The sequence below is a fragment of the Mucilaginibacter sp. OAE612 genome (assembly GCF_041806395.1).
Lineage (GTDB): Bacteria > Bacteroidota > Bacteroidia > Sphingobacteriales > Sphingobacteriaceae > Mucilaginibacter > Mucilaginibacter rubeus.
The window spans coordinates 2,796,908-2,823,785 of sequence record NZ_JBGMUW010000001.1 but is presented as its reverse complement, the minus strand read 5'-3'; the positions used below and the strand labels follow the sequence as shown (position 1 = coordinate 2,823,785).

The following is a 26,878-nucleotide window of genomic DNA, read 5'->3' as shown; positions in this document are numbered from 1 at the left end:
CTGGCTATTTAATGGTTTGTACTATTTCAAGCAGCTTCAGGGTATCGTTATACAGTCTATCGTACTCCTGGTTTTCCAGTACGCTTTTGCTGATTAGTTTACTGCCCATACCCACCGCACATACCCCGGCTTTAAACCAGGTGCTGATACTGTCATGGTTCAAATCAACCCCACCTGTTGGTATGAACAACTGACCGGCAAACAAATCCCTGATTGAGGATACAAACTCAGGCCCCAGTATATTGGCCGGGAATATTTTTATCAGCGCAGCCTCGTTTTGTTGAGCTGTGTAAATTTCGGTTGGTGTCATACAACCAGGAATCCATAACAGGTTGTGCTGCGCTGCCAGTTTGCCAACCTCGGGGTTAACAATTGGCGAAACGATAAAATCAGCCCCGGCAGCAACAAAAGCTTCAGCTTCCTGAACACTTTTGATAGTGCCGATACCTAACTCCAGGCCCGGCATTTCGCCGTTTGCAAGGGCTTGTTTTAAAACCTTGAAGTTTTGGAGGGCGGCTGCACCGCGGTTGGTATACTCAAATACCCTAATCCCAGCTTTATAAAGCGTGCGGGTTATTTGCAGGCTCACTTCCGGGTCTTTATAAAAGAACAGCGGTAATGTACCCTGCTTTAATATCGCGTCAAGTACTATATTTTTTTTACTCATTGTTTCATTGTGTTATAAATTTGATCAATTGTTTTTGTGGTCGCATCGCCTTCAATAAATAGCTTCTCGAATGCGGCTGCCGTTGCAAAGTCCAGCAATTGCTGTGGATCTTGTTTGTTATAAAAGCCGTAAATAAGCCCGGCCATAAAGCAATCGCCGCTGCCAACTTTGTCAACCACGGTTTCGGTAGTATAGGTTGGGGAGTGATAAAAGCGGTTGCCTGTATAAAGCGAAGTATAATATTCAACGCCTTTGCCTGCATCAAAGCGGAAGGTATTGGCAACAGCCCGGCAGCGCGGATAAGCATCCATGATCCTTTCAGACGAGTAGAGCCCCTCTTTAAGGTAGATGCTCTGCTGACCCGATTCATGGATATCCGGTGTAACGGGAATGCCCAGCATGGTTTCCTCTGCCCAAACATTCCCCATAATGATATCAGCATATTGCACCAGCTTTGGCATAATCTCCGTTGGCTTTTTACCGTACTGCCATAATTTGGGGCGATAATTAAGATCGACAGATATGGTGATATGTTTTTTGCTTGCTGCCTGTAAAACTTCTTCGCAAACATCGGCAGCCTGCTGGCTTAAGGCCGGGCATATCGCACTGAAATGAAACCAGCTCACCCCTTCCAGAACAGCATCCCAGTTAACCATGCCCGGTTTCAGATCGGCAAATGCCGAACCGGCACGGTCATATACAATGGCATTGTTCTTTACATCTTTACCACGGGTGAGATAATAAAGACCTATCCTGTTACCACTATGATGTATTGCTGATGTGTCGATGTTTTTGTTTTCCAGGTAACCGATAATCTGTTCGGATAAGGCATTATCAGGCAAAGCAGTAAAATATTTTATTGGCTGCTCCCAAAGGGCTAAAGCATTGGCTACGTTAAGCTCGGCACCACCCATAAAAAATGGCAGCTTGTTGCTTTTTAACCATTGCCCTTCACCATCGGGGCACATGCGTAACAACAATTCGCCAAATGACAGGATGCTTCCCTTTGTATTTTCTATATTGCTCATTTAAAAATTGAAATAGTTTTTGGCGTTAAAATAGCAAATATCGCTCACGATCTTTCCTGTCCATTCAATATCGTTTGGTAATTCGCCGTTTTCAATGTCATCACCCAACAAGTTACAAAGCAACCTGCGGAAATACTCATGCCTCGGGAACGACATAAAGCTCCTCGAATCGGTAAGCATCCCAACCAAACGGCTCAGCAGGCCCATGTTTGATAAAGCGTTTAATTGCTTAATCATGCCATCCTTTTGATCCAAAAACCACCAGGCCGATCCAAACTGCATTTTGCCGGCTACCGAACCGTCATTATAGTTGCCCACCATGGTAGCAAACAATTCGTTATCGGCGGGGTTTAGGTTGTAAATAATGGTTTTAGCTAACTGGTTAGTGGTATCCAGTCTGTTCAGAAATTTGGATAACGCCCTGCCTTGTGCAAAATCGCCGATAGAATCCCAGCCGGTATCAGGCCCTAAATTGGTTAAAGCGCGTGCATTATTATTGCGCAAAGCGCCAAGGTGAAACTGCTGTACCCAGCCTTTTTCATGATCCCAAATGGCAAAGTAATACAACATAGCCGATTTAAATTTCAGGATTTCCAAAGGCAACAACACTTCGCTGTTCCTTATTTTGGTAAAGATGGTAGCTATCTCTGCGTCAGTATAATCTTCGGAATAAATTTGCTCCAGTCCGTGATCTGATAATTTGCAGCCGTTTTCGGCGAAGTATTCGTGTCTTGCTTTTAAGGCCGAAAGATATTCATCAATGTTAGATATAGATACATTTGCCACTGATTCCAGTTGGTCAATGTATTTGTTGAGCCCGGCAATGTCATCGGCGTTCATAGCTTTATCGGGGCGGTAGGCTGGCAATACTTTCACACTGTACCCGTCCTGTTTCAGTTTCTGATGATGGCTAAGGTTATCCAACGGATCATCAGTAGTACCCACAACCTCTACGTTTTTACTTTTTAAAATATTACGGATGCTGAACTCCGGCGATTGCAGTTTTTCGTTGCACTGGGCATATATTTTTTGTGCCGATGCTGGTGAGAGCAACTCATTGATGCCAAAATATCGCTGCAATTCAAGGTGTGTCCAATGGTATAGCGGGTTTCTCAAAGTGTAAGGAACCGTAGCGGCCCATTGCATAAACTTTTCTTCGTCGGTTTTATTACCGGTGATATAGGCTTCATTAACACCATTTGCCCGCATAGCGCGCCATTTGTAATGATCGCCATAAAGCCAGATCTGCGTTATGTTTTTAAAATTGATATCGTCAGCAATCTGATCTGGCGGCAGGTGGCAATGATAATCAATAATAGGCTGATGGCTGGCGAACTCATGATATAAGCGCTGCGCCGTTTTTGTTTGAAGTAAAAAATCCTGATCTAAAAAATTCTTCATTGGTTATTGACAGATATATACCGGAGTTAGCGGTATAGTAGTTTATACTTGTAAGCGGCAAATTACACATCATACGGGCAAGTTGGAAGTAATAAGCCTAAACAATCCACGCAAACGTTTTCGTTGAGACGTAAAAACAACTACTATGAAGCAAAAAGGCGATGAGGTTATCACCCCATCGCCTTTTTTATCTATTGGTGAAATTTCTGCTACCAGAAAATCGAGTACAATGCAACCACAATACCTGTTACAATTAAGGCGCCTGCTAAAAATCCTCTCGAAGTTTTAAACATTGAGCCATCAATTTCGAGGCCGTTTGTTGTAACGCCCCTGGCCTGGTCAATTTTTGAAATAATGTACATACCGATAACGCACAGGATAAATACAAAACCCATACGGTCAAGGAAAGGGATTTCATATAACTTCGTTACTTTATCATCCTGCAAGGCTAATTTTGAGAAGCCATACGGCGACAGGAAGCTCAGGTCAATAAACTTTGGACAAAGTTTAAAGAAACATGAGAAAATGAAACCGCCAATGGTTGCAAATAAAGCCGCATTTGAAGTAGCTTTTTTCCAGAAGAAACCAAGGATAAACATGGCAAAGATACCCGGAGATACGAAGCCTGTATATTCCTGGATATACTGGAAGCCCTGCTTACCTTCGCCCATCAATGCTTTACCGATAAGCTCAGATAACAGGATACCTAACAACAAGGCAACAAGTACCGATATTTTACCAAGGTTAACCAGTTTTTTATCGGTAGCTTCAGGATTGATTGCTTTTTTGTAAATATCCAACGTAAAGATGGTAGCGATACTGTTTGCTTTACCCGCTAACGACGCTACAATAGCAGCCGTTAACGCAGCGAATGAAAGGCCTTTTAAGCCGCTTGGCAATAAGTTTAACAGTGATGGATACGCTTTGTTAGGATCCAAAACTCCAGATGAACTCGCCATTTCCTGGTGGAACATCCCTTTTTGATATAAAAGGTAAGCCGCAATACCAGGCAGCACTACAATAACAGGCATCAGCAACTTAAGGAAAGCTGCAAACAGGATTCCACCACGGGCAGTTTTAAGGTTTGCGCCCAAAGCCCTTTGGGTAATATACTGGTTACAGCCCCAATAGTTAAGGTTAGTGATCCACATGCCGCCTATCAGAACAGATAAGCCGGGAAGATCCATGTAATTTGGATTATCCTTTTTAAAGATCATATGGAAGTGATCAGTAGCTTCACTATGCAGGATCTTGAAACCATTGAGTAAGCCTGTTGTATTTTCTTTTTCGCTTAACAAAGTAAGTGCAAGGTAAGATGCCATTAAACCACCCAATATCAATACCGCCACCTGGATAACGTCGGTATAGCCGATAACCTTCATACCGCCCAGTGTAATAACCGCCGAGAATATGGCCAGCAACCAGATACACAGGTGAATATCAAGACCTGAAATACCGCTGACAGCTAATGCACCAAGGTAAAGGATCGACATTAAGTTAACCACAATGTACAGCAACAGCCAAAAGATAGCCATGATCATGGCCACCGTTCCGTTATACCGCTGGTGCAGGAACTGTGGCATGGTAAAAATCTTATTTTTAAGATATACCGGGATAAAGAAAACCGCCACAATGATAAGGGTAATTGCAGCCATCCACTCGTAAGTAGATATGGCTAAGCCCATTTTAAACGCAGACCCACTTGTACCTATAAATTGTTCGGCAGAGATATTTGAGGCGATGAGCGATGCTCCGATAGCCCACCAGGTTAACGACCCTTCGGCCAAAAAATAGTCTTTTGAGGTGGCATCGGCGTTGTGTTTACGCTTATACACCCACCAGCCGTAACTGGCAACAATTATAAAGTAGATAAAGAAAACAGCATAATCGCCATTTGAAAGGGTTTTGAGGTTCATTGTTTTGGTTTGTCTTTGGGTTTAATATGTATGATTGACAATTATAAACTATATATATCGATTTATCAAATTTTCGATGTATTCTTGTTTACCACTTGTCACTTTAGGTTCGCCGTTAGCTATCGCATAGTTACGCAAATCTTCCAAAGAAACCTTACCCTCTTCAAAATCTTTCCCGGTGCCAGCATCAAATGAGGCATACCTGTCGGTACGTAATTTTTTATACTCCGATTTTTGCAAAATGTTGTCAGCAGTAACCAAAGCCCTTGCGAAAAGGTCCATGCCACCAATGTGAGCATAGAACAAATCAGCCGGATCGGTTGAGTTACGGCGGATCTTGGCATCAAAGTTAATACCACCACCCTGGAAACCGCCTGCCTCAAGAATGATCAGCATGCACTCGGTTACTTCATTAATATCGTTAGGGAACTGATCGGTATCCCAGCCATTTTGCGTGTCACCGCGGTTTGCATCTATCGAACCTAATAAACCCGAATCGGCAGCAACCTGTAGTTCGTGCTGGAAAGTATGACCTGCTAAAGTAGCGTGGTTAACTTCAAGGTTCAGTTTAAAATCGTTGATCAGGTCGTATTTCTGTAAAAAGCCCAATACGGTGGCAGCATCATAATCATACTGGTGTTTGGTTGGCTCGCATGGTTTTGGCTCAATAAAGAACGTGCCTTTAAAACCTTGCTTGCGGGCATAATCTTTAGCAGTATGTAAAAACTTAGCCAAATGCTCCTGTTCGCGTTTCATATTGGTATTCAGCAGGCTCATATAACCTTCACGACCACCCCAGAAAACATAATTTTCGCCGCCTAATGCAATCGTTGCGTCAAGTGCCGCTTTTACCTGCGCACCGGCATGAGCCAATACATGAAAATCGGGGTTGGTTGATGCACCGTTCATATAACGTTTGTGGCTGAACAGGTTTGCAGTACCCCAAAGTAATTTTACACCGCTGGCAGCCTGTTTTTGTTTGGCATAATCAACCAAAGCCTGCAAACGGCGGTCGTTTTCAGCAACATCATTACCATAGTCAACCACATCAACGTCGTGGAAACAGTAGTAAGGCAGGTTCATTTTGGTCAAGAACTCAAACGCTGCATCCATTTTGTCTTTAGCTCGCTCAACAGCGTCAGCTTTTTCATCCCAAGGGAAAACGTGTGTAGCGCCGCCAAACGGATCGGCACCGTTACCGCAGAACGAATGCCAGTATGCACCTGCAAAGCGTAAATGATCCTTCATGGTTTTGCCTGCCACTACCCGATCCGCATCATACCAGCGAAACGCCAGCGGGTTGTCTGATTCAAGGCCTTCAAATTTGATCTGGCCTATTTCTTTGAAAAATTCTTTTTCGCCTGTTACTATCATTTTAATTATTGAATTAGTGAGTTATTGAATTAGTGATTTTTTTATTGGCAATTGTTTAATTATTTATTTGGATACACGGGCAACACCTTTCGCCTTTAACCTTTTCCCTTTCACCTCAGTTTCGTTTCTAAAAGCGCTTTCCACTCCTGGTAAACGGGTTCAAATTGGTCTGTAGTAGGTTCAACCAGTTTAATGGCCTTGATATTACTGAATGCCTCAGCCGGTGATTTGAAGATGCCTGCGCCTATACCTGCGCCTAAGGCCGCACCTACACTGCCGTCGTTATTATAGAGCTCGACAGGAACGCCTGTAGCATTTACAAAAGTTTGGGTAAACAGATCGCTCAGGAAAAGGTTGCTTTTGCCCGCACGGATCACAGTAGGGTTCATACCATTGCCGCGCATAATGTCAAAGCCATAACGGAACGACGAGGCTATCCCCTCCTGCACAGCCCTGAAAATATGTGCGGGGGTGTGCAGGTTAAGGTCGATATTTTGAAAATGCGCACCAACCTGCTTATTATTTAACATACGCTCGGCACCATTGCCAAAAGGCAGTACCTGTAAGCCTTCGCTGCCCAAAGGTGCTTTTTCAGCTTCTGCGTTCATTTGGTTATAGGTATAGCCTGTACCGAAGGTGTTTTTTACCCAGCGATACAAACTGCCGGTTCCGTTAATGCAAAGCAGTACACCAAGCCTCTTTTGCTCATCGGCATAATTAACGTGCGCAAAGGTATTGATGCGTGATTGCTGGTCATAAACCAGCTGATCATCCACACCATATATCACGCCAGAAGTACCTGCAGTAGCAGCTACTTCGCCGGGGTTAAGTACATTTAATGATAAAGCGTTGTTGGGTTGGTCGCCGGATTTATAAGTAACCGGAATACCTGCCTTTAAATTCAGTTTTTCGGCAACGGATGCCTGCAAAGTTCCGTGCGATGAAAAAACAGGATTGATAACCGGGAACAGGCTTTCGTCAAAACCAAAATAATTGATGATCTCTTTGGAGACGTCATTGGTTTTGAAATCAAAAAACACCCCTTCAGATAATGCCGATACAGATGTGGTGATCTCGCCGGTAAGCTTCATGGCGATATAATCACCAGGCAGCATGATCTTATCAATTTTACTGTAGATCTCCGGTTCATTTTCCTTTACCCAGGCCAGTTTTGAGGCCGTAAAGTTTCCCGGCGAATTAAGCAGGTGCGATAAGCAATGCTCTTCGCCAATGGTGGCAAAAGCTTTATCGCCAATTTCAACAGCGCGGCTATCGCACCATATAATACTATCGCGTAAAACATTTTGATCTTTATCAACCAATACCAGGCCATGCATTTGGTATGCTATACCTATTGCTGCTATATCTTTTGTATTATAATTGCCTTTAGCATGACAGCGCTCCAATGCTTTTTGTGCCTGCTCCCACCACATTGAGGGAGATTGTTCGGCCCAGCCAGGATGCAATGCTTTGATTGGCGACTCCTGGTCAGGGTATTGTGCCGAAGCGATTGTTTTTTGCGTTGCGGCGTCAACAACACTTACTTTTACCGACGAAGTACCTATATCGATCCCTAATAACAGCATAGCCTATTCAGATTTTTGTATGATTTTTTGGTTGTATTTATTAATTGGTAACTTAACGCAACGAAAATAAAGAAATAAATAAAAATTGCAATCGATTGCGTAAAATATTTTTTCCAACTTGCACGCTATAATGAAGAAAGTTAAACGCACCACCATTTATGACATTGCCGCTAAGCTCGGCATAACCGCGTCTTCTGTATCAAGAGCGCTGAATAACAGCAGCCAGGTGAACGAAAAAACCAGGGAGCTGATCATCAAAACCGCCGATGAGCTCAATTATAAACGCAACACCCTTGCCTCCAACCTACGCAAAGGGCATTCAAAAACTATTGGCGTAGTGGTGCCGCGGATAAACCAGAACTTTTTCAGTAACGTGATAGCCGGCATTGAGGAAACAACCTATCAAAAAGGATATAACCTCATCATCTGCCAGTCGGGCGAAGTGCATGATAAAGAAATTCAATGTGTAAATACGCTCATTAATCAGCATGTAGATTGTATAGTGATCTCGGTATCGGCCGATAGCTATGATTACCAGCACCTGCAAAATGTGCTTGACCATGGCATTCAGCTGATCCAGTTTGACCGTGTTGCCGAAGAGCTGGAAACGCTCAAAGTGATCAACGATAACGAACAAGCTTCATTTGAAGCGGTATCGCACCTGATAGAAAACGGCTATAAACGTATCGCCTTACTTGAAGGCCCGCAAAACCTAAACATTTTTCGCCAGCGAAAAAACGGGTACCTAAGAGCATTAGAAACGCATAAGGTGAAAGTGATTGATGAACTGGTGGTTGAAAATGCGTGGACAAAGGAGCTTGGTGCCGAAGCTACCCGTAAACTGCTTAACCTCCCCCACCCGCCGGATGCTATATTTGCCTCTACATCTGACTTTTCGGCTTTAGGTGTCTTGGAGGTAGCTAATATCATGAATATCAAGGTGCCTTCAGAATTGGGCATTTGCGGCTACTCTAATGAAGCTTTTACGGAGATTACCAGTCCATCGATAACTACTATAGATCAGTTTAGTGTTTATATGGGCAAAACCATTGGCAACCTGTTTTTCCAGGAGATTGCCAGCATCGAGGTTTCGGTTAAACCCAAGATCATCAGTATTAAGCCTGAATTGATTATAAGAGGATCAACAGCAAAGAAGGGATAAGTTAGCTCCTTATAAGATTGATGATTTATAAAGATTAAAATAAATGTCATTGCGTAGCGCGGCAATCGCAGGCTATACAGAGCGGCCGTGCTTCCGTGCGATTGCTTCGTGCCTCAATGACATTTTTTTATTTGTAATTTTTACTAAAATTCCACCACAAATCCAACTCTTTCCCGATAAAAAACATATTTTAAATTCAATATCGATAAGGATTTAGTTACAGATTTGTTACATTAAGCTTTAATTTCAACCATTATTTAAGTATAACACGTATGGATGATTTTTTAGCTGCCAGATCTCAAATGGCCTTATCCTTAGGTTTTCATATCATATACTCCTGTATCGGTATGGTAATGCCGGTTTTCATGGCCATATCGCATTATAAATGGATCACAACCCAGGACCCGGTTTATAAAAACATCACTGTAGCCTGGAGTAAAGGCGTAGCTATATTTTTTGCTACCGGCGCGGTATCCGGCACCATGCTCTCTTTTGAGCTCGGGTTGCTTTGGCCCGGCTTCATGAAACACGCCGGACCGATCTTCGGGATGCCGTTTTCGTTGGAAGGTGTCGCCTTTTTTATTGAAGCGATAGCGCTTGGCTTATTCCTTTATGGCTGGAACAAATTAAATAACTGGGTACATTGGACAGCTGGCGTTATTGTTGGAATAAGCGGCGTTGCATCAGGTATCCTGGTGGTGTCAGCCAATTCCTGGATGAACAGCCCTTCGGGCTTCGATTTTGTAAACGGGCAATATATTAATATCGATCCGGTAAAAGCCATGTTTAACAAGGCCTGGTTTTCCGAGTCGTTGCACATGATCATAGCCGCCTTTTCGGCCACAGGCTTTGCCGTGGCCGGAATCCATGCGCTCATGATCTACCGTAAAAAGAATATCGCTTTCCATACTAAGGCGTTTAAAATAGCTATCATCTTTGGGGCAGCCGCAGCTATTTTACAACCTTTCAGCGGCGACTTATCAGCCAAAAATGCAGCTAAAAGCCAGCCCGCAAAACTGGCTGCAATGGAAGCTTACTTCCTCACCCAGGAATACGCACCGCTGGTTATCGGCGGTATTCCTGATACCGCTGCAAAAAAAGTGAACTACGGCTTAGAAATTCCCGGTTTATTAAGCTTTTTAGTACATGACAATTTTAAAACGCAGGTGAATGGATTGGATAAGATCCCTGTTAAAAACCAGCCGCCGGTAGCTGTGACCCATTACGCATTCCAGATCATGGTAGGCATAGGCGTTTTGATGATGCTGATCGGGATCATCTATTTTTATGAACTCTGGAAAAAGAAAGACCTGCTTTCCAAACCATGGTTTCTGAAAACTTTTATTTGGGCAACACCACTTGGTTTTATAGCCCTTGAAGCCGGTTGGACGGTTACCGAAGTTGGTCGACAGCCATGGATTATACAGGGCGTTATGCGCACCAGCGAAGCAGTTACACCAATGCCGGGTATTCAGTATTCTTTTTACCTGTTCAGCTTTATTTATTTTACGCTGAGTGTGGCTGTTATATTTTTATTAAAAAGGCAAATCCAGATGGTGCCTGAATTGTATGACCGTAAAACCGCCCAGCCATGATGCTATATATTGTAATCCTTTTTCTTTTTGCGGCTATCACCCTCTACTTTTTATTAGGCGGAGCCGACTTCGGTGCTGGCATTATCGAGCTTTTTACATCAACTGACAATAAACACCGCACCCGCAAGATCATGTACCAGGCTATCGGCCCAATTTGGGAAGCCAATCATATGTGGCTTATCATTACCGTGGTGGTGCTATTTGTGGGCTTCCCGGTTATTTACAGCGAAATGTGTATTTATTTGCATATCCCGCTGTTAGTGATGCTGCTTGGTGTTATAGCCCGGGGTACCGCTTTTTCGTTCCGTAATTATGACGCCATTAAAGACGAAAAGACACAGGCATTTTATACGCATATATTCGTTTATTCAAGTTTTGTTACGCCATTGTTCCTGGGTATCATTGCAGGCAGTGCCCTATCCGGGCAGATTGATCCTAAAGCCACTGATTTTGTGCACGCTTACATCTTTAGCTGGTTTAACTGGTTTTCGGTATCTGTTGGCTTTTTTACCGTGGCGCTGTGCGGCTTCCTTGCAGCTATTTATATAGTTGGCGAGACTGAAGACGTTGACGAAATTAAGCGTTATATCCGCAAGGCGAAGATCATGAACATTGCCGCCGTAATATGCGGCGCACTTGTATTTTTGGCTTCTCATTTTGAGCATGTCCGCCTGGCAAACTGGATTTTTGGCAACCCTGTAAGTTTAGTTGCAGTGATAGCTGCAACCATTTCATTGGCAGTACTTTATTTAATTATATCACATCGCCGCAACCGGCAATGGATCAGGGTACTGGCGGCTTTCCAGGTGTGTATGATATTGATATCAGTTGGGTTTTCGCGCTTCCCGAGGTTTGTTATTTTTAAAGACGGCAGTTCTATGTCCTTGCTTACCGAACATGCCAATAGCAATAGTATTGATGACTTAGGGATCGGTTTATTGGTGGGTAGTTTGTTTATACTACCGGCGCTGGGGTATTTGTATTACGCGTTTAAAAAGAAAAATTAATCTTGATTTGCCTGATTTTAGGATTTCATGATGTCACACCCTAAATCAAGCTAATCGTAAAATCAAGCGCATCATGGTTCTAATGACAAATATATGCCATCAAATATTACATTTGTGTTGTGAAGAACTATTTAAAGATCCTGTCAATCGACGAATACTCCATTACGCCTAAGTACCTGCAACTCTCCAATGCTATTATCAGGGCCATTGAAAGCGGGCAGATTGTAAAGGATGATATGCTCCCTTCTATCAATGATCTCAGCTATGCACTGGATACTTCACGTAATACCATTGAGCGCGTTTATAAAGAATTGAAGGAAAAAGGCATAGTAAGCTCTGTTCCGGGAAAAGGCTTTTTTATTTCCAATACCGATTTTCAGAAGCCGCTTAAGATTTTCCTGTTATTCAACAAACTCAGCGCGCATAAGAAAATTATTTATGATGCCTTTGTTGCTACCATTGGTGAGCAGGCCGCCATAGATTTTTATATCTACAACAATGATTTTTACTTTTTTAAAAAGATCATTGCCGAGAATATCCAGAGCGATTATGCCAAATACATCATTATCCCACATTTTTTAGATAATGAAACCAAGGCTCATGAAATCATCAACACCATCCCTAAAGACAAGCTGATTTTACTGGATAACCTGGTACCTGGTGTAAACGGTAAATTTGCAGCGATATATGAGAATTTTGCTACAGATGTTTATGAAGCGCTGAAGAACATGTTGGATAACCTGAGTAAATACCATACGCTCAAGCTGATTTTCCCCGGCAAAACCTATCACTCTAAAGAGATCATGAAGGGTTTCCTGAATTTTTGCAGGCAGTATGCTTTTGAGTATGATATCGTTGAAACGCTATCGACAGAAACAATCCAAAAAAATACGGTATATATCAGTCTTACAGAGGATGACCTGGTTGAGCTCATTAAAAAAATCATCGCTTCCGATTTAAAAGTGGCTAAGGACGTTGGCGTGATATCCTATAACGAAACGGCGCTTAAAGAGATCATTCTTGACGGTATCACCACCATCTCAACCGATTTTAAATTAATGGGCAGCAAAACCGCCGAGTTTGCGTTGAATAACTGCCACGAGCATTTTGCAGTGCCGTTTACGGTGAGGTTGAGGAGTTCGTTGTAGCACCCTAACCTCCTAAAGGGGGAACGATAGTTTAAAAGTAACGATGAATCCGGACTTGCGAAGTTTTAAAACTTCGCAAGTCCGGATTCCGCAATTTGAAGCTATTTTTATTTTAAGTTCTTAACCTTAATACTTCTAAAAAACACCTCATTGCCATGATCTTGTAGCAATAAATGGCCCTCGGGAGCTTCGCCGAAGTTTTTCCAGATTTTGTACTTGCTGATGGCTACCAGGTCGCGAAAAGCTTTTGAACCACGGTCGTATTCCAGCACTTTAACGCCGTTCAGGTAGTGCTCAACATGGTTGTTTGGATATACTACCACACGACCAGTATTCCAGGCACCTATCGGGTGTATAAAACGTTCTTGTTTATTGGCTTTGATAAGGTCATACAACGAGGCTAATGTACGGTCGCCATCACGGCCAAGTTTGGCATCGGGGTGCAGTTTATCATCAAGTACCTGGTACTCCAGGCCAATAGCCGACCCTTTGGTAACTTCAGACAGGGTGACAAAATATTTGACACCGCTATTAGCACCCGGAGTAAGCTTAAACTCAAACGACAGGTCAAAAGCGCTATAATTATCATTGGTGACGATATCGCCGCCGCCAGATTCTTCCTGTCCGGCAGAGGGCAGCACATGCATAGTACCGTCAGCATATTCCCAGCCTTTATCCGGGAAACCTTTAAGGGTAGCACCGCGCCAGCCTGTATTGGTTTTGCCATCGTATAATAATTTCCATCCGTTTGCTTTTTCAGCAGCAGTTATGCTGTTTGGTGTAAGGTTAACAACATACACATCCTTTGGAAACCGGGTAGCTTTTAAATTAGTGGTTTTAATGTTTATGTTTTTGAAGTATACCTTTTTATTAGCCTGCTTTTCTTCGCTTACCGCATGCACCTGTAAAGCGATAAAGCCTTTGCTGTCGATAGTATCAACAACATCGCTTGCAGGGACACCGTTTACCCATGTTTTCATCCCGTTGCCGATACATTCAATTTTAATGTGATTGTATTCGCCTACTTTAAATGCATCTTTGGCTTTAGGGTTCAGATCAAGCGGATATAGCCAGTCGCGACGGCCTTCGTCATAAATACCACCAGTCCATTTGCGTGAGGATGGGTCTATTTCAAATTGCCTGCCATAAACCTTGCCTTTGCCTTTATTACCCTCAGGGTCAAAATGGCTGCGGGTTTGCACGCCCGAATTGCTCAATTCACTTTCGATTTTAGCATCCAGCTCTAATATAAAATTACCGTATTCCTTTTCGGTAACTAAAAATGAATTGCCCGAGTTGAGTACAGTAGTGCCTACTATGGCTCCGTCTTCTACTTTATAATCGGCGTTGCCGGCAAGCTTTTTCCAGCCTTTAAGGGTTTTACCATCAAACAGTTTGGTTTGCGCGTTTACTGGGCTAAATGCCGTTGACGCCAAAAGCATAATTGCAGGGTAGATTATTTTTTTCATATTTGATATTTTCTTGTTTGATTAAAATAAATCGTCATTGCGAACACGAAGCAACAGCGTAATTAAGAAATTACACCTTCACTTCCCAACCCTTTTCATATTCGCGGCTCCAAAGCTTTTGAGCTTCGGGGTCATTTAAAATACGACCATTATTTGGATCGATATGCAATACACGATCAACGCGATATGAGATATTGCCTAATTGCGGCAACAGGGTTGATTTGAAACCGATCTCAATCGGGCAGTTCAGTTTATCTGTCCCTCTTACCGAATCGACAAAGTTTTTCATGTGGAAGCCATCCAACGCCTCCGTTGGGCTTACCTTGTTGGTGCCATCAACCTTGGTATCATCTTTAATTTCTTTTACCAATTTGTTATCACCGTCGTAAACCCGGTAGCTATTGCCGCTATCATAAAAAAGGGTTCCTTTATCTCCATAAAATACTACCCCCCTGCTTAACTTTTCGATATCGAAGCCGTTGCAACTACGGCATTCCCACTCTGCAGCGGTGTTATTGGGGAAATTGTAAAGGATGTTTTGCGTATCCGGCGTTTGCCAGTCGTCATTAAAATGGAAGCGGCCGCCTGTTGATACCACTTTGCTTGGGTAATCAACTCCGAGCCCCCAACGAATCACGTCCAGTTCATGCGTACCATTATTCAGGGCCTCGCCTGTGCCCCAGTTCCAAAACCAGTGCCAGTTATAATGGATCAGGTTATCCTGGTACGGCTTTCTTGGCGCCGGCCCCTGCCACAAATCATAATTTAAATTGGCAGGTACAGATACCTGTTTGCCTTTACCAATACTTGCGCGATGATTGGTATACCAGCCCTTTGCATAATAAATACGACCGATTACGCCATCATGTAATTCCTTTACCATGGCCTGCACATTGGAGAATGAGCGACGCTGGCTACCCATTTGCACCAGTCGTTTATACTTATTTGCTGCTTCAACAGCCATCTCCCCCTCGTGCGGGTTATGACTACAAGGCTTTTCTACATACACATGTTTGCCGGCCTGGCAGGCCATAATGGTTGCGGGTGCGTGCCAGTGATCGGGCGGGGCAACCACTACCGCATCAAGATCCTTTATCTCCAGCATTTTGCGGATATCTGTTAATCCCTGCGGCTTTTTGCCTGTTTGCTTGTAGATGGCATCAATCGTTTTTGCAACTACGTTTGAGTCAACATCGCAGATATAACCTATCTCTACATTGGGCAACTTGGCAAAGCTTTGAGCAAGGTATAATCCCCGGCTGTTAGTGCCCATCATTCCCAATACTACTTTTTCGTTGGGCGATCCTTTAAAAAATCCGGTAGCTTTTGATAGTTGCGGCGCAAGCAGGAAACTTGTACCAGCTACAGCAGTGGATTGAATAAACTTTCTACGATTGATCATATTCAAAACAGGTTAATTGGGTTGATAAGCGCGCCCCGGCGGACTGCGCCGCAAATTAGCTAAGTTTTGGAAAGGGCTAAAGCTATCCGGCCATTTTTTTATGAAGCAATTGTAATTTAACTGTTACTTAATTGAGCTAAAAGCGAAGATCATACATGTTACTTAACCCTAAAGCAGAAAGCCTAAGGCTGAAAGCGAAGTAGTCAACGTTAAATAATTTCGACTATCAAACTATTGGTTTTAGGCTTTCAGCCTTAAGCTTTTAGCTTTTAAAGCGAAAAGCCCCATCAAGGGGCTCCGGGAGTATTAATTTGCAGGACATGCTTTAAACAAGAGGTTGTATCGAAAAAACATCGAGCTTTGAAGATTGAAAATTACGTACACGTTTGTATACGCCGTTGCCGTTGCTGCTTCCATCGGTATTGGTATTTCCTTCAATGGTATCAAATAAGTCGCCATGTACGCCAATAACAATACCTGTATGTACCCAGTCGTTAGGCGTTTTCTGAACCAGGAAAATATCGCCGGGCTTTACTACAGCAGGATTAGATCTCACTGTTGCAACACGGCTTAACAAACCTTTATTAATGCCGGTAGTACCAACAGTATCGCAACTGTAGGTTAGCGGCATAAGTGTACGGAAATCTTTTCCTAACTGGCTTGCGGCCTGGTCAATAATGGTTTGTACAAACCCCATGCACCAAAACCACTCCGTTCCTTCATTATTATCCATATAAGCCCGCACCCAAGGACCGCAATTACTTTGCCCCTTAACGGTAAGTTCAAATGGTGCGTTGCTTAAATGCTGTATAGCTGTATTCACAACCAATTCCCTTAAGCTGGTACCTGCAACCGGGCTTTTAAATGCTTTTATCATGGGTTGGCATAACTCACCGAAAACATTGCTATCAACAATGCCGGTTTGCGGCAGGTTTTTTGCCTTCTGGAAATTCTTAACCGCTGTTTCGGTGCCCGGGCCAAAGCTGCCGTCAATGCCTGTTGCTGTACCTGCCGAAGGGTTGGTAACCGCATACAGGTTAAGCCAGCTTTGAATTTTACTTACTTCTTTTTGATTGTTTGAGGCACTGCCTTTTTGTTGGGTAGCTGATATAGCTATTTCTTTAAGGTATTGTTTTTTAATCATACAGGAAAGGTTAATAGTGATAAGGTTTAGATATCGTAATAATGGATATTTCATTACCTTCAAAAGCAAAGCTAAAGCAATCATTACAACTATAACAGCGTACTGTTACGGGATTTAACAGGAAAGCTTACGTAGTTTTACGTAAGCTTTCCTGTTATTGATTTTTAATATTGTATTGGCAGCGGTACCAGCTTTAAGTTCTGGCGCTGGTGCCAGTATGGATATATTGGGTCTACCTCGCTGGCGGCATCCAATTTTTTAACCTGCTCAACCGTCAAATTCCATCCTATGGCGCCGAGGTTTTGCTTAAGCTGCTCTTCGTTACGTGCGCCAATTACCAGGTTGGCAATGGTAGGCCTTTGCAGTAACCAGTTCAATGCTACCTGTGCCACAGATTTACCGGTTTCTTCAGCAACTTCGTCAAGCACATCAACGATGTTATATAAATGCTCAAAATTTGTGGCCGGACCATGTGCGCCACCCTGCACGGTCCTTGAGTTTTCGGGGATCGGCTCTCCCCTCCTGAATTTTCCGCTCAACTGGCCGGATGATAGCGGGCTCCAAACAATAGTGCTTACTTTTTGATCGATACCTAATGGCATCAGCTCCCATTCAAACTCGCGGTTAAGTAACGAATAATATGCCTGATGGGCTACATAACGGCTCCATCCATATTTTTCAGACACCGACAGTGATTTCATTAAATGCCAGCCCGAAAAGTTTGAGCAGGCAATGTAGCGCACTTTACCGCTGGTCACCAAATCATCAAGTGCCCTTAATGTTTCTTCAACCGGGGTGTTGGCATCAAAGCCGTGCATATGATAAATATCAATCCTGTCGGTATTTAAGCGGCGCAGGCTGTCTTCGGCCGATTTAATCAGGTGATAGCGTGATGAGCCGAAGTCGTTAACCCCTTTTCCCATAGTGAAAGTAGCCTTGGTTGAGATCAGTACTTCATTACGGATACCTTCCAGGGCCTTACCTAATATTTCTTCAGAGATGCCGTGCGAATAAACGTTTGCGGTGTCAAATAAGTTAATGCCGGCATCAAGGCAAATGTTAACCAGCTTTTTTGCCTCATCAACCTGGGTGTTGCCCCATGCTTTAAAAAATTCATTACCACCGCCAAATGTGGCAGTGCCGAAACTTAATACCGGCACCCTTAAACCGGATGCGCCTAATTGTCTGTATTCCATAGTTTAATGTTTTATGATGTAGCAGGCGGTAGCCTGTATCACAAATTTATGCGGAATGGTTACCGGCAGGGATTTTTTCAGATCATAAGTTTGTCATTTATGGCCGGTGTTTCAGTGCAGAGCGGTAAACAAATATTAGTTTTGGGTAATGATTGCAGACCCGCTAAGCGTTTCCCTTTTTGAGATGAGGCTGGAAGAAATCCATCGCCGCCATCCTATGCTAAGGTATGAGATCAGCATTCGCGATTTTATTGCCTTATTTCCGCTAAAAATAAAAAATGGCAGACCGTTAAAACCCGAACAGCCTTCCTCCTTTGCACTCGACAGGGACGTGTTTTTGCAGGTGCTTGTAGCGTTTAACCAGTCATTCAACTAAATTAATCCGCACTCTCTTGTTTTGTCCAATCAGGAACACTTCTAAATAACAAATAAACAATTTTGGCGGCTTGTCAAGTTTTAACTTTGGCCAAAATTTAACACATGGAGAAAACTAAACTTACCATTAATAATAACGGTTCGGTTAAAATAGAAGGCGATTTTGAAATTGTTGATATGCAGGGCAACGCTTACGGTTTACAAGGCCGTACTGTAGTTTCTATTTGCCGTTGCGGCTTATCAGCAAACAAACCATTTTGTGATGGTTCGCACAAAGGCCATTTCGAGCATAACGCTATCGCATTTGATTTGCCTCCAAAAAAAGTATAAACAATTGTTTTATATACATTAAGCCCGGTGTTTAATTACATTGGGCTTTTGTTTTATACACGATTTTTAAAATAATCTGCATTTTTGAAAACTATGCTTAAATCAACAAGGCGGCACTTTTTTCATATAGGTTATCATGGCGCCAGGTATTCGGGCTGGCAAAAACTTTCAAAAGCAATTACGGTGCAGGAGGTGATTGAAACGGCCCTTTCCAAAATCCTGAAACAACCTGTTGCCATTAATGGTTGCGGCCGTACCGATGCCAAGGTGCATGCAAGTCAGTATTTTTTTCACGCAGATATTCCTGATAATTTAGATTTCGACCTGCTATTTCGCCTTAACAAACTGCTGCCGGATGATATTGCTGTATTCGATATTATCCCGATGCAGGGCGATCCGCATGCCCGTTTTGATGGCGTAATCCGTACCTATGATTATTTCATCCATAATTATAAAGACCCATTTCTTAGTAACTTCAGTTCACTTTATCCGGATCAGGATCTTGACTTGGATGCAATGAAAAAGGCTGTTTCCATCCTGCCTCATTACACCGACTTCCGCGCCTTATGCAAAACGCCCGACAGGATTGAGCACACGATTTGCCACGTAAAATCTGCAGGGCTTTATATCGACGGCAATGGAAGCAAGCTCAGATTCAACATTACTGCCAATCGCTTTTTATATAAGATGATCAGGATCACTGTTGGCCGCCTGCTTGAAATTGGCAAAGGACAGATGAGCACAGATGAATTTGAGTTTTATATTGCCAACAAACAAACACCCAAAATCATTATTCCGGCACACCCCCAGGGCTTGTATCTTTCAAAAGTAACTTATCGTTACCTTGATCTTGAACCGCGGTCGGCATTTTCACTGCTCAACAGTACAGACTGGTACCCCCTATAACATTTATTTGCCATGGCAAACGTATGTAAATGGGGGTTAACAGGGTTAACACTTTTTAAATAAAACGCGTTTAAATAACTAACATTAAGACACTTAAGCCGAAGCAAGGGTTACACTAACTGATGTTTTGAGCACTTAAACATGTCCGAATGTTTGTGGCTATTATCGGCAAAAGCAGGTACACATGAAATCAGGGACATTAACCGCGATCAGGCCATAAAACAAGTATCATTTGATGCTGATTGCTCACCAACATCATAACCTTATTTTGTTAGCAATCTTATAGCAAGTCGTCGCCGCTAAATATTTAGATGCAGTTCCCCTGTCTTATCTGCTGATTTTTAAAAATATGACGCGTTAATTTGGTACTTTTGCACCCTCATTTTAAATTTTAATAGTATCCTGATGGCGTGGTCTGATAAATTGAAGCTTAATAAACAATTATTGCGTTCTGTAAACGAAGCCGGTTTTGCAAACCCTAAAGAGCTCCAGCTTAAAACCATCAACCGCATTATTGGCGGGCAGGACATTATTGCCATTGGCCCTGAAGGCAGCGGAAAAACCACCACTTATGTATTAGGCGTATTAAACCGCTTTAACTATGCTCCCGAAGGCGTTCCGCGCGTATTGGTGCTTGTACCCGAAAAAGAACAAGTGTTTGCTGTTATAGAACAGTTTGACAGGCTTAACAAAAATAAATCTATCCGCATAGTTGGCCTGTACGTCACCCCTGGCTTTGAAAGCCAGATGGATGAGCTTGCCGACGGTGCCGACATTGTTGTAGCCACTCCCGACAGGGCAAGGGCCATCTATCTTAAACTGGCCTTAAATTTAAATAAAGTTGATTTGCTGGTAATAGATGATGCCGACCAGATTGTAAAAAAAGGTTTGCAATTGCCGGTTGTTGAATTGGCTAACAGTATTGACAAGGGCCAGCACCTGGTGTTTACCGAGGTGATGCACGCCAAACTCGAAAAAATGCTTGATCCGTTCATGAGGCAACCGGCTACAATTGAGGTTGATGAGCTGGGCGAAACGGCTATTGAAACCCATGAGCAGCTTTTATATAACGTACCAAACTTTGGCACCAAGCTAAACCTGCTCAATTTATTCATGTACGATGAAGAACTGTTTACTAAAACCATTGTATTTGTAAACACCCAAACAACTGCCGAAAAGCTTTTCCAAAGCCTTAAAAGTCGTTTACGTACAGGTGTGGCATACTTAAACCCTAAGTTCTTCGACTCAAAGGGGTTCAAAACCATTGAAGAGTTTAAAGCCGAAGCAGGTGCAAGAATCCTGATCGTGACTAACGAAAATGACGAAAACCTTAACCTGAGCGGTATCCCCTTCCTGATCCATTTTGATTTGCCTGCAGATAATGAACTGTTTATTAGCCGTGTGGCAAATCCTAATCCTGACGATAAGGAAGAAACGCTGGCAATGACATTTGCTACTGATATTGAGTTAAGCCAGGTGAAAAAGATTGAGCAGATGATAGGGAATAAAATTCCTGTAGCCGAGCTGCCGGATGACCTGGTGATAGTAACCGAGTCGAAGCCTAAAAAAGCGGATGCTAAGGAAGATGTTAAACCCGCAGGTGTTGGTGAAGCTTTTCATGAAAAGAAAGCGTCGAATGCCAAAACTTATAATTTAAGCGCCAGTACTAAGGCCAAAATGAACAAGAAGAAAAAGCACGGATAAAGACTCCGTTGTATCCAGACTTACGAAGTTTTAAAAACTTCGTAAGTCTCCATCGCATTTTTACTATACTATCTCCAAATACAACTCTTCTACCTTTTTCCTTGCCCAATCAGTTTTTCTCAAAAATTTGAGGCTTGATTTTATACTTGGATCATCGTTAAAACAATTGATCCGGATCCGTGTGCCCAACTCTTTCCAGCCAAAGTGAGCTACCAATTCATTTAGGATCATCTCAAGGGTTTTGCCATGTAAGGGGTTATTGGGCTGTTGCTGCATATGGCAAAAGTAAATGTTTGTTTTGTTAAAATGGTATAACAAAATTTGTTGCCCTGCCGTTTAAATAGTAAATGATATTAGCTGATATTTAATAAACGGTAAATTTTATTAAATTTAATGCAGCCAATCATGCACGGTTAAACCACTTCTTCAATTTGCCCAAAAATATTTTAATGAATAGCTATAAGTGTTATCTTGTTTTATTGTTGCAAGCTATTTCGTTATGCGTGTTTTCACAAAACCGCCCCATTCATTTTCAGCATATCGGCAGCCGCGAGGGGCTTTCTGAGTTAAACATCAATTGTATTATGCAGGATAGCCGCGGCTTTATATGGGTGGGCACGCGCGACGGTCTTAACCGTTATGACGGTAACAAATTCAAAGTTTTTAAAAACATCGTTAACGATACTAACAGTATCAGCAACAGCTTTGTTCAGGATGTACTTGAGGACAAAAACGGAAACCTGTGGATCTCGACCAGCGGTGGCGGTTTAAACATGTATGACCGTAAACTTGATCGTTTTATCCATTATCGCCATAATCGAAACAATACCAATTCAATTGCGAGCGATATCTTAGTTAAAATAGCGCTTGATAAAAGCGGAAACCTGTGGATCTCGAATCAAAAAGAAGGTCTTGATCAGTTTAATATCGCGAAAAAAAAGTTTACCCATTACCGGTATAATGCAGCCGATGCAACCAGTTTAAGCGATAACAATGTCCGTACAGTTTATGTGGACAGTCAAAATAAGGTATGGGTGGGCACAACCTACGGCGGACTAAATCTTTATAAGCCTCAAAGCGGTGATTTTACCCGCTTTGATCATGATGAAAGCATCTCCTCTTCTATATCAGCCAACAAGGTCAATGCTATTTTGGAGGATAGCGATCATCGTTTATGGGTTGGGGTGAGTGATGGGGGCCTTAATTTGTTTAATCCGGCAACCCAAACTTTTACTCATTATAAGAATGATCCGCACGATAATAATTCCCTTTCGTACAACACGGTGCAATGCATGGTCGAAGACAGTAATCATAACTTGTGGATAGGTACGGAAAACGGCGGGTTAAGTATTTTTAATTATGCTGAAGGAAAATTTAACAACCATTTTGAGGATGATGTAGATAACAGCAGTATTGCTAATAACTCGGTAGATGTGATCCTGAAAGATAAGAGCGGGAATATATGGATCGCTGCATTTGCATCAGGCCTTAACTTTTATAAAAAAACAAGCGAAAACTTCATACATTACAAGCACGGCGCCCAGCCAAATAGTCTGTCAAATAACTTTGTATTAAGCATTTACGAAGACGAAAATAACAACATATGGCAAGGCACAGATGGCGGCGGCCTCAATCTTTTCAACCCTGAGAAGGGTGAGTTTAAGGTTTATAAAAACAACAAAAACGACAATGCCAGTATTTGCGGAAACTATGTTTTGGCTATACAGGAAGATGCGAAAAATAACCTGTGGATTGGCACCTGGGGCGATGGGGTAAGTATGATGAACCCGCAAACCCGCAGGTTCAGGACATTTAAACATAATCCGGACGATAGTACAAGTATAGGCGGGAATAACATTTATGCCATCACTAAAACACTTGATGGAAAACTATGGTTTGGCACGCTTGGGACAGGGCTTGATTTATTTGACCCTAAAACCAACAGGTTTATTCATTACCGTCATGATCCCGGCAACCCCAAAAGCATAAGCAGTGATAATATCAATTCGCTGCTTGGCGATTCAAAAGGTAACCTTTGGGTAGGCACTAATGATGGAGGCGTAAACCTGTATGATGCTGCAACTGATTCATTTAAACCGGTACAATACGAAAAACTGAACAGTGCGGTAGGCAACAACACCGCGCTCGACCTTTTTGAAGATCACCTGGGTAATATCTGGATCTGCACTTACGGCGGTATCTATCGCTTAAATCCTGCTACCGGTAAGGTTACAAATTTTAAAGCAAAGGATGGCCTTCCCAATGATTACGCTTACGCAGTTGAAGAAGATAACAGCGGTAATTTATGGATCAGTACCAATAAAGGCATTTCCAAATACAATCCTAAAACTAACCATTTCAGGAATTTCACCATTGAGGATGGTTTACAGGCCGACGAGTTTAAGCCTCACTCGGCTGTAAAAAGTCATGATGGCACCATGTACTTTGGCGGGGTTAACGGGTTTAATATGTTTAATCCTGAAAATATCCATGAAAATATATATAACCCTCCACTGGTACTTACCGATTTTCAGATTTATAACAAATCTATCCGCGTAGCTCAAAACAGCGATGATCCTTCGCCCCTGAAAGAAGATATTTCCGAAACAAAATCAATAACCTTAACGCATGATCAATCGGTTATATCGTTTGAATATGTATCTATGGACTTTGCCCTAAGCAACAAGGGAACGTATGCTTATCTACTCGACGGCTTTGATAAAGCATGGAATTATGTAGGCAATAAAAACACGGCCACGTATACCAATCTGCCGGCCGGAAATTATGTATTCAGGGTGAAAAGCCGCAGCGCCGATGGTAAATGGTCTATCCGGCAGGTAAGCCTGAATGTAACTGTGCTGCCGCCTTTCTGGCTTACCTGGTGGTTTATCAGTTTGCTGATCGTGCTGATTGTTACGGCCATTTATGCATTTTATCGCTATAAAGTAAATGCTATAGTGAAACAAAAAAACCTGCTTGAAAAGCAGGTTAGCGAACGTACCGCCGAGGTAATGCAACAATCGGAAGAGTTGAAAACACAGTCCGAAAATCTGCAGACATTAAATGCCGAACTCCAAAATCAGTCAGAAGAGTTACAGGCTTTGAACGAAGAACTGCTTTCCCAATCGGAAGAGCTGCAACTGCAAAAAGAACAGGAACGTGAGGCCCGGGAAGAAGCTGATAAAGCCAACCAGGCCAAAAGCATATTTTTAGCTACCATGAGCCATGAGATCAGGACGCCCATGAACGGCGTTATTGGCATGGCCTCGCTCCTGGGCGAAACTGAACTGAATGCCGAGCAGCGCGATTATACGGATACCATTATTTCCTGCGGCGATAGTTTGGTAAATGTGATCAATGATATCCTTGATTTCTCCAAAATCGAATCAGGAAAGATGGAAATGGAGCAGGAAGATTTTGACCTGCGCCAGTGTATCGAAGAGGTGATGGATATCTTTTCGCAAAATGCAGCCAAACGCGAACTGGAGCTGGTTTACCAGATTGACCCCGCCCTACCACAGCAGGTAATTGGCGATAGCTTGAGATTAAAACAGGTGCTCACTAATTTAACTGGTAATGCACTTAAGTTTACCGAATGCGGCGAAGTATTTATTAAAGTGTTTTTATCCAAAAATATTGGCGATAAGGAAATTGAGATTGGTTTTAGCGTGATGGATACCGGTATAGGAATCCCGGAGGATAAATTGACAACTTTGTTTAATGCGTTTTCGCAGGTTGATTCATCTACCACGCGCAAATATGGAGGCACCGGGCTTGGCCTTGTGATCAGCCAGCGCCTGGTAAACTTAATGGGGGGCGAAATATGGGCTGAAAGTGTTTATGGAGAAGGCTCTGTTTTTGTATTTACCATAAAAGCCACTATCAGCAACAAACAGTCGAAACATGTACCTATTGTTTTTAATGCCGAAGAGCTTGAGGGCAAAAAGGTGCTTATTATTGATGATAATAAAACGAACCGCTTTATCCTGCAAACGCAGCTCGAACAATGGGGAATCCAAACGGTGGCGGCGGCCTCGGGCAGGCAGGCGCTTGACATCCTTACTGCCAATAATGGATTTAACCTGGTTATAACCGATATGGAAATGCCTGAGATGGATGGTGTAGGATTGGCGCGGGAAATCAAGAGCAATTATGGAGAATTGCCGGTAATTATGCTTAGTTCCATAGGCGATGGTTCAAAGAAAAAATATCCGGGTTTATTTTCAACTATTTTAACCAAGCCAGTAAAACAATCGCAATTAGGTAAAAGCCTACAGGCTGAGTTCCAGGGGAAAAAACAGGCGCCGGCTCCTGAAGCAAAGCCGGATAAACTGCTTGATGTAAATTTTGCGAAAGATCACCCCCTCAGCATACTTGTGGCTGAAGATAACACGGTTAATCAAAAGCTCATTAGCCGCATGTTGGAGAAGCTGGGCTATAGTTTTGAACTGGCCCATAACGGGCACCAAACGCTCGATAAATTAAAGGCTAATCCAACCTTCGATGTAATTTTCATGGATGTACAAATGCCTGAAATGGATGGTTTTGAGGCGACCCGCCATATTCGTCAATATGCTTTTAAGCAGCCTTTTATCATTGCTATGACCGCTAATGCCGGCCCTGACGACCGGGATATGTGTATAAGCGAAGGCATGGACGATTATATTGCCAAACCCATGAAAACCGAAGCACTGATCAATGTTTTAAAGGGTGCTTACAAAATGATGAAGAATGTAAGGGGCAAGTATGTTTAACTGTTAAAAGCAAAGCTACTTATTGTGATGCCACACCCCAGTAGCAACTATGGCGGATTTTTTTAAGAATTGCCGGTGTTATGCTTGACACTTCATGCTGATATTTATTTTGGTTATTGAGTACGTACATGGTGCCGCTGATATTGTTATAAATATATGAGCATAAGCGTGCGTCTTCACCGTCTTCATCTTTCTTTACGTCAACTCTTATACCGTTGGTTTGGTTACTGGTGTCTGGTGTTAATGCCGGGGCCGACGCTTTTACCCAGTTAATGGTATAGTTTATGCTTTGCGGCGAAATACCATTAGTACTTTCTTTGTAACTTTTACTATCCTGAATAACTGCAAGCAAACATTTTACGCACGGATCGCCCACCGTTGCCTCTCCATATTTTTTGCGCGGATTATTGATCACGCTATCCTTTTTACCTGCAACGGTAACTGTTGTTTTTGAAATATCATTTGATACAGGTTTCGGTTTATTTTGTTTGCAGGCAAATATGGTCATCGCCAAGGCGCAAAAACAAATACATGGTTTAAACAGAATCATGGTTTATAAATTAGCTCTTAACTTATATACATCATTTTAGCCGTTTTGTGTTATAGTGTTTTGATATACCAAATGCAGTATTAATCTATAAATGGAGTTTAAACAATTTAAACATAGATTTTATTGCATTTAATGGACAGGTAAAGGACAGTTTTTCTATAAAA

The 26,878-nt window shown here is 42.6% G+C and carries 21 protein-coding genes; 9 read left to right on the top strand and 12 right to left on the bottom strand.

Translation table 11 applies throughout. From position 1 onward, the window contains the following. Window positions 1-4 precede the first annotated feature (4 nt). The 6 genes from ABID99_RS11765 to ABID99_RS11740 all read right to left on the bottom strand — a co-directional run bounded on the left by ABID99_RS11765 (window position 5) and on the right by ABID99_RS11740 (window position 7,972). Complete coding sequence (locus tag ABID99_RS11765) at window positions 5-667, bottom strand: bifunctional 4-hydroxy-2-oxoglutarate aldolase/2-dehydro-3-deoxy-phosphogluconate aldolase (protein ID WP_373613821.1); 663 nt, start codon at window positions 665-667, stop codon at window positions 5-7. Next, complete coding sequence (locus tag ABID99_RS11760) at window positions 664-1,695, bottom strand: PfkB family carbohydrate kinase (RefSeq protein WP_373613820.1); 1,032 nt, start codon at window positions 1,693-1,695, stop codon at window positions 664-666. The genes ABID99_RS11765 and ABID99_RS11760 overlap by 4 nt, the downstream gene beginning before the upstream one ends. Beyond that, a complete protein-coding gene (gene uxaC, locus ABID99_RS11755) occupies window positions 1,696-3,096 on the bottom strand; it encodes a glucuronate isomerase (protein WP_373613819.1) in 1,401 nt (466 codons plus the stop codon). Window positions 3,097-3,305: 209 nt separating this feature from the next. Continuing rightward, the gene (locus ABID99_RS11750) at window positions 3,306-5,012 is read right to left on the bottom strand and encodes a sodium/sugar symporter (RefSeq protein WP_090525734.1); all 1,707 of its coding nucleotides are present in this window, start codon (window positions 5,010-5,012) and stop codon (window positions 3,306-3,308) included. Window positions 5,013-5,060: 48 nt separating this feature from the next. Further along, window positions 5,061-6,386 carry a xylose isomerase gene (gene xylA / locus ABID99_RS11745; RefSeq protein WP_373613818.1) on the bottom strand — a complete coding sequence of 442 codons (1,326 nt, stop codon included), beginning with the start codon at window positions 6,384-6,386 and terminating at the stop codon, window positions 5,061-5,063. Between the two features lie 110 nt (window positions 6,387-6,496). Further along, window positions 6,497-7,972 (bottom strand): xylulokinase, encoded by a 1,476-nt coding sequence (locus ABID99_RS11740; RefSeq protein ID WP_373613817.1) that lies wholly within the window; start codon window positions 7,970-7,972, stop codon window positions 6,497-6,499. A gap of 130 nt (window positions 7,973-8,102) precedes the next feature. Here ABID99_RS11740 and ABID99_RS11735 point away from each other — a divergent pair, with 130 nt between their 5' ends. The 4 genes from ABID99_RS11735 to ABID99_RS11720 all read left to right on the top strand — a co-directional run bounded on the left by ABID99_RS11735 (window position 8,103) and on the right by ABID99_RS11720 (window position 12,884). Further along, a complete protein-coding gene (locus ABID99_RS11735; RefSeq protein WP_188831952.1) occupies window positions 8,103-9,134 on the top strand; it encodes a LacI family DNA-binding transcriptional regulator in 1,032 nt (343 codons plus the stop codon). A 272-nt stretch (window positions 9,135-9,406) separates the two neighbouring features. Continuing rightward, on the top strand, window positions 9,407-10,729 hold the full coding sequence (locus ABID99_RS11730; RefSeq protein ID WP_373613816.1) for a cytochrome ubiquinol oxidase subunit I: 1,323 nt from the start codon (window positions 9,407-9,409) through the stop codon (window positions 10,727-10,729). After that, window positions 10,726-11,736, top strand: coding sequence for a cytochrome d ubiquinol oxidase subunit II (locus ABID99_RS11725; RefSeq protein WP_373613815.1), 1,011 nt, complete (start codon window positions 10,726-10,728; stop codon window positions 11,734-11,736). The genes ABID99_RS11730 and ABID99_RS11725 overlap by 4 nt, the downstream gene beginning before the upstream one ends. 119 nt (window positions 11,737-11,855) lie before the next feature. Then, on the top strand, window positions 11,856-12,884 hold the full coding sequence (locus ABID99_RS11720) for a GntR family transcriptional regulator (protein ID WP_188831954.1): 1,029 nt from the start codon (window positions 11,856-11,858) through the stop codon (window positions 12,882-12,884). A gap of 107 nt (window positions 12,885-12,991) precedes the next feature. Here ABID99_RS11720 and ABID99_RS11715 read toward each other — a convergent pair whose 3' ends face one another. The 4 genes from ABID99_RS11715 to ABID99_RS11700 form a co-directional block, all read right to left on the bottom strand. Continuing rightward, on the bottom strand, window positions 12,992-14,353 hold the full coding sequence (locus ABID99_RS11715) for a DUF1080 domain-containing protein (RefSeq protein WP_373613814.1): 1,362 nt from the start codon (window positions 14,351-14,353) through the stop codon (window positions 12,992-12,994). A 70-nt stretch (window positions 14,354-14,423) separates the two neighbouring features. After that, the gene (locus ABID99_RS11710) at window positions 14,424-15,755 is read right to left on the bottom strand and encodes a Gfo/Idh/MocA family protein (RefSeq protein WP_373613813.1); all 1,332 of its coding nucleotides are present in this window, start codon (window positions 15,753-15,755) and stop codon (window positions 14,424-14,426) included. A 325-nt stretch (window positions 15,756-16,080) separates the two neighbouring features. Next, window positions 16,081-16,899 carry a peptidoglycan-binding protein gene (locus ABID99_RS11705; protein ID WP_373613812.1) on the bottom strand — a complete coding sequence of 273 codons (819 nt, stop codon included), beginning with the start codon at window positions 16,897-16,899 and terminating at the stop codon, window positions 16,081-16,083. 164 nt (window positions 16,900-17,063) lie between these two features. After that, entirely contained in the window at window positions 17,064-18,095 is a 1,032-nt protein-coding gene (locus ABID99_RS11700) for an aldo/keto reductase (RefSeq protein ID WP_373613811.1), read from the bottom strand. Window positions 18,096-18,243: 148 nt separating this feature from the next. Between ABID99_RS11700 and ABID99_RS11695 the strand changes: the two genes are divergently transcribed. The 4 genes from ABID99_RS11695 (at window position 18,244) to ABID99_RS11680 (ending at window position 21,410) form a co-directional block, all read left to right on the top strand. Further along, window positions 18,244-18,471, top strand: coding sequence for a hypothetical protein (locus ABID99_RS11695; RefSeq protein ID WP_354482923.1), 228 nt, complete (start codon window positions 18,244-18,246; stop codon window positions 18,469-18,471). A 104-nt stretch (window positions 18,472-18,575) separates the two neighbouring features. Continuing rightward, window positions 18,576-18,800: a CDGSH iron-sulfur domain-containing protein gene (locus tag ABID99_RS11690; RefSeq protein WP_090525766.1), complete on the top strand. Its 225-nt coding sequence runs from the start codon at window positions 18,576-18,578 to the stop codon at window positions 18,798-18,800. A 93-nt stretch (window positions 18,801-18,893) separates the two neighbouring features. After that, the gene (locus ABID99_RS11685) at window positions 18,894-19,706 is read left to right on the top strand and encodes a tRNA pseudouridine(38-40) synthase TruA (RefSeq protein WP_176624762.1); all 813 of its coding nucleotides are present in this window, start codon (window positions 18,894-18,896) and stop codon (window positions 19,704-19,706) included. Between the two features lie 405 nt (window positions 19,707-20,111). Next, window positions 20,112-21,410: a DEAD/DEAH box helicase gene (locus ABID99_RS11680; protein WP_188831960.1), complete on the top strand. Its 1,299-nt coding sequence runs from the start codon at window positions 20,112-20,114 to the stop codon at window positions 21,408-21,410. Between the two features lie 63 nt (window positions 21,411-21,473). Here ABID99_RS11680 and ABID99_RS11675 read toward each other — a convergent pair whose 3' ends face one another. After that, window positions 21,474-21,686 (bottom strand): VF530 family DNA-binding protein, encoded by a 213-nt coding sequence (locus ABID99_RS11675; protein WP_091170888.1) that lies wholly within the window; start codon window positions 21,684-21,686, stop codon window positions 21,474-21,476. Between the two features lie 173 nt (window positions 21,687-21,859). On the opposite strand from ABID99_RS11675, the gene ABID99_RS11670 reads away from it, so the two are divergent. Further along, a complete protein-coding gene (locus tag ABID99_RS11670; protein WP_373613810.1) occupies window positions 21,860-26,164 on the top strand; it encodes a two-component regulator propeller domain-containing protein in 4,305 nt (1,434 codons plus the stop codon). A gap of 19 nt (window positions 26,165-26,183) precedes the next feature. Here the strand turns inward: ABID99_RS11670 and ABID99_RS11665 are convergent, their stop codons facing one another. After that, window positions 26,184-26,714, bottom strand: coding sequence for a hypothetical protein (locus ABID99_RS11665; protein ID WP_373613809.1), 531 nt, complete (start codon window positions 26,712-26,714; stop codon window positions 26,184-26,186). Between the last annotated feature and the right edge of the window lie 164 nt (window positions 26,715-26,878).

What these genes read in the sequence shown, in the direction of transcription:
- ABID99_RS11730 (WP_373613816.1), top strand. Translation starts at nt 9,407, where the DNA reads ATGGATGATTTTTTAGCTGCCAGATCTCAAATGGCCTTATCCTTAGGT.
- uxaC (WP_373613819.1), bottom strand. Translation starts at nt 3,096, where the DNA reads ATGAAGAATTTTTTAGATCAGGATTTTTTACTTCAAACAAAAACGGCG.
- ABID99_RS11670 (WP_373613810.1), top strand. Translation starts at nt 21,860, where the DNA reads ATGAATAGCTATAAGTGTTATCTTGTTTTATTGTTGCAAGCTATTTCG.
- ABID99_RS11700 (WP_373613811.1), bottom strand. Translation starts at nt 18,095, where the DNA reads ATGGAATACAGACAATTAGGCGCATCCGGTTTAAGGGTGCCGGTATTA.
- ABID99_RS11750 (WP_090525734.1), bottom strand. Translation starts at nt 5,012, where the DNA reads ATGAACCTCAAAACCCTTTCAAATGGCGATTATGCTGTTTTCTTTATC.
- ABID99_RS11715 (WP_373613814.1), bottom strand. Translation starts at nt 14,353, where the DNA reads ATGAAAAAAATAATCTACCCTGCAATTATGCTTTTGGCGTCAACGGCA.
- ABID99_RS11765 (WP_373613821.1), bottom strand. Translation starts at nt 667, where the DNA reads ATGAGTAAAAAAAATATAGTACTTGACGCGATATTAAAGCAGGGTACA.
- ABID99_RS11705 (WP_373613812.1), bottom strand. Translation starts at nt 16,899, where the DNA reads ATGATTAAAAAACAATACCTTAAAGAAATAGCTATATCAGCTACCCAA.
- ABID99_RS11710 (WP_373613813.1), bottom strand. Translation starts at nt 15,755, where the DNA reads ATGATCAATCGTAGAAAGTTTATTCAATCCACTGCTGTAGCTGGTACA.
- ABID99_RS11675 (WP_091170888.1), bottom strand. Translation starts at nt 21,686, where the DNA reads ATGCAGCAACAGCCCAATAACCCCTTACATGGCAAAACCCTTGAGATG.
- ABID99_RS11685 (WP_176624762.1), top strand. Translation starts at nt 18,894, where the DNA reads ATGCTTAAATCAACAAGGCGGCACTTTTTTCATATAGGTTATCATGGC.
- ABID99_RS11665 (WP_373613809.1), bottom strand. Translation starts at nt 26,714, where the DNA reads ATGATTCTGTTTAAACCATGTATTTGTTTTTGCGCCTTGGCGATGACC.
- ABID99_RS11740 (WP_373613817.1), bottom strand. Translation starts at nt 7,972, where the DNA reads ATGCTGTTATTAGGGATCGATATAGGTACTTCGTCGGTAAAAGTAAGT.
- ABID99_RS11695 (WP_354482923.1), top strand. Translation starts at nt 18,244, where the DNA reads ATGATTGCAGACCCGCTAAGCGTTTCCCTTTTTGAGATGAGGCTGGAA.
- ABID99_RS11735 (WP_188831952.1), top strand. Translation starts at nt 8,103, where the DNA reads ATGAAGAAAGTTAAACGCACCACCATTTATGACATTGCCGCTAAGCTC.
- xylA (WP_373613818.1), bottom strand. Translation starts at nt 6,386, where the DNA reads ATGATAGTAACAGGCGAAAAAGAATTTTTCAAAGAAATAGGCCAGATC.
- ABID99_RS11760 (WP_373613820.1), bottom strand. Translation starts at nt 1,695, where the DNA reads ATGAGCAATATAGAAAATACAAAGGGAAGCATCCTGTCATTTGGCGAA.
- ABID99_RS11725 (WP_373613815.1), top strand. Translation starts at nt 10,726, where the DNA reads ATGATGCTATATATTGTAATCCTTTTTCTTTTTGCGGCTATCACCCTC.
- ABID99_RS11690 (WP_090525766.1), top strand. Translation starts at nt 18,576, where the DNA reads ATGGAGAAAACTAAACTTACCATTAATAATAACGGTTCGGTTAAAATA.
- ABID99_RS11680 (WP_188831960.1), top strand. Translation starts at nt 20,112, where the DNA reads ATGGCGTGGTCTGATAAATTGAAGCTTAATAAACAATTATTGCGTTCT.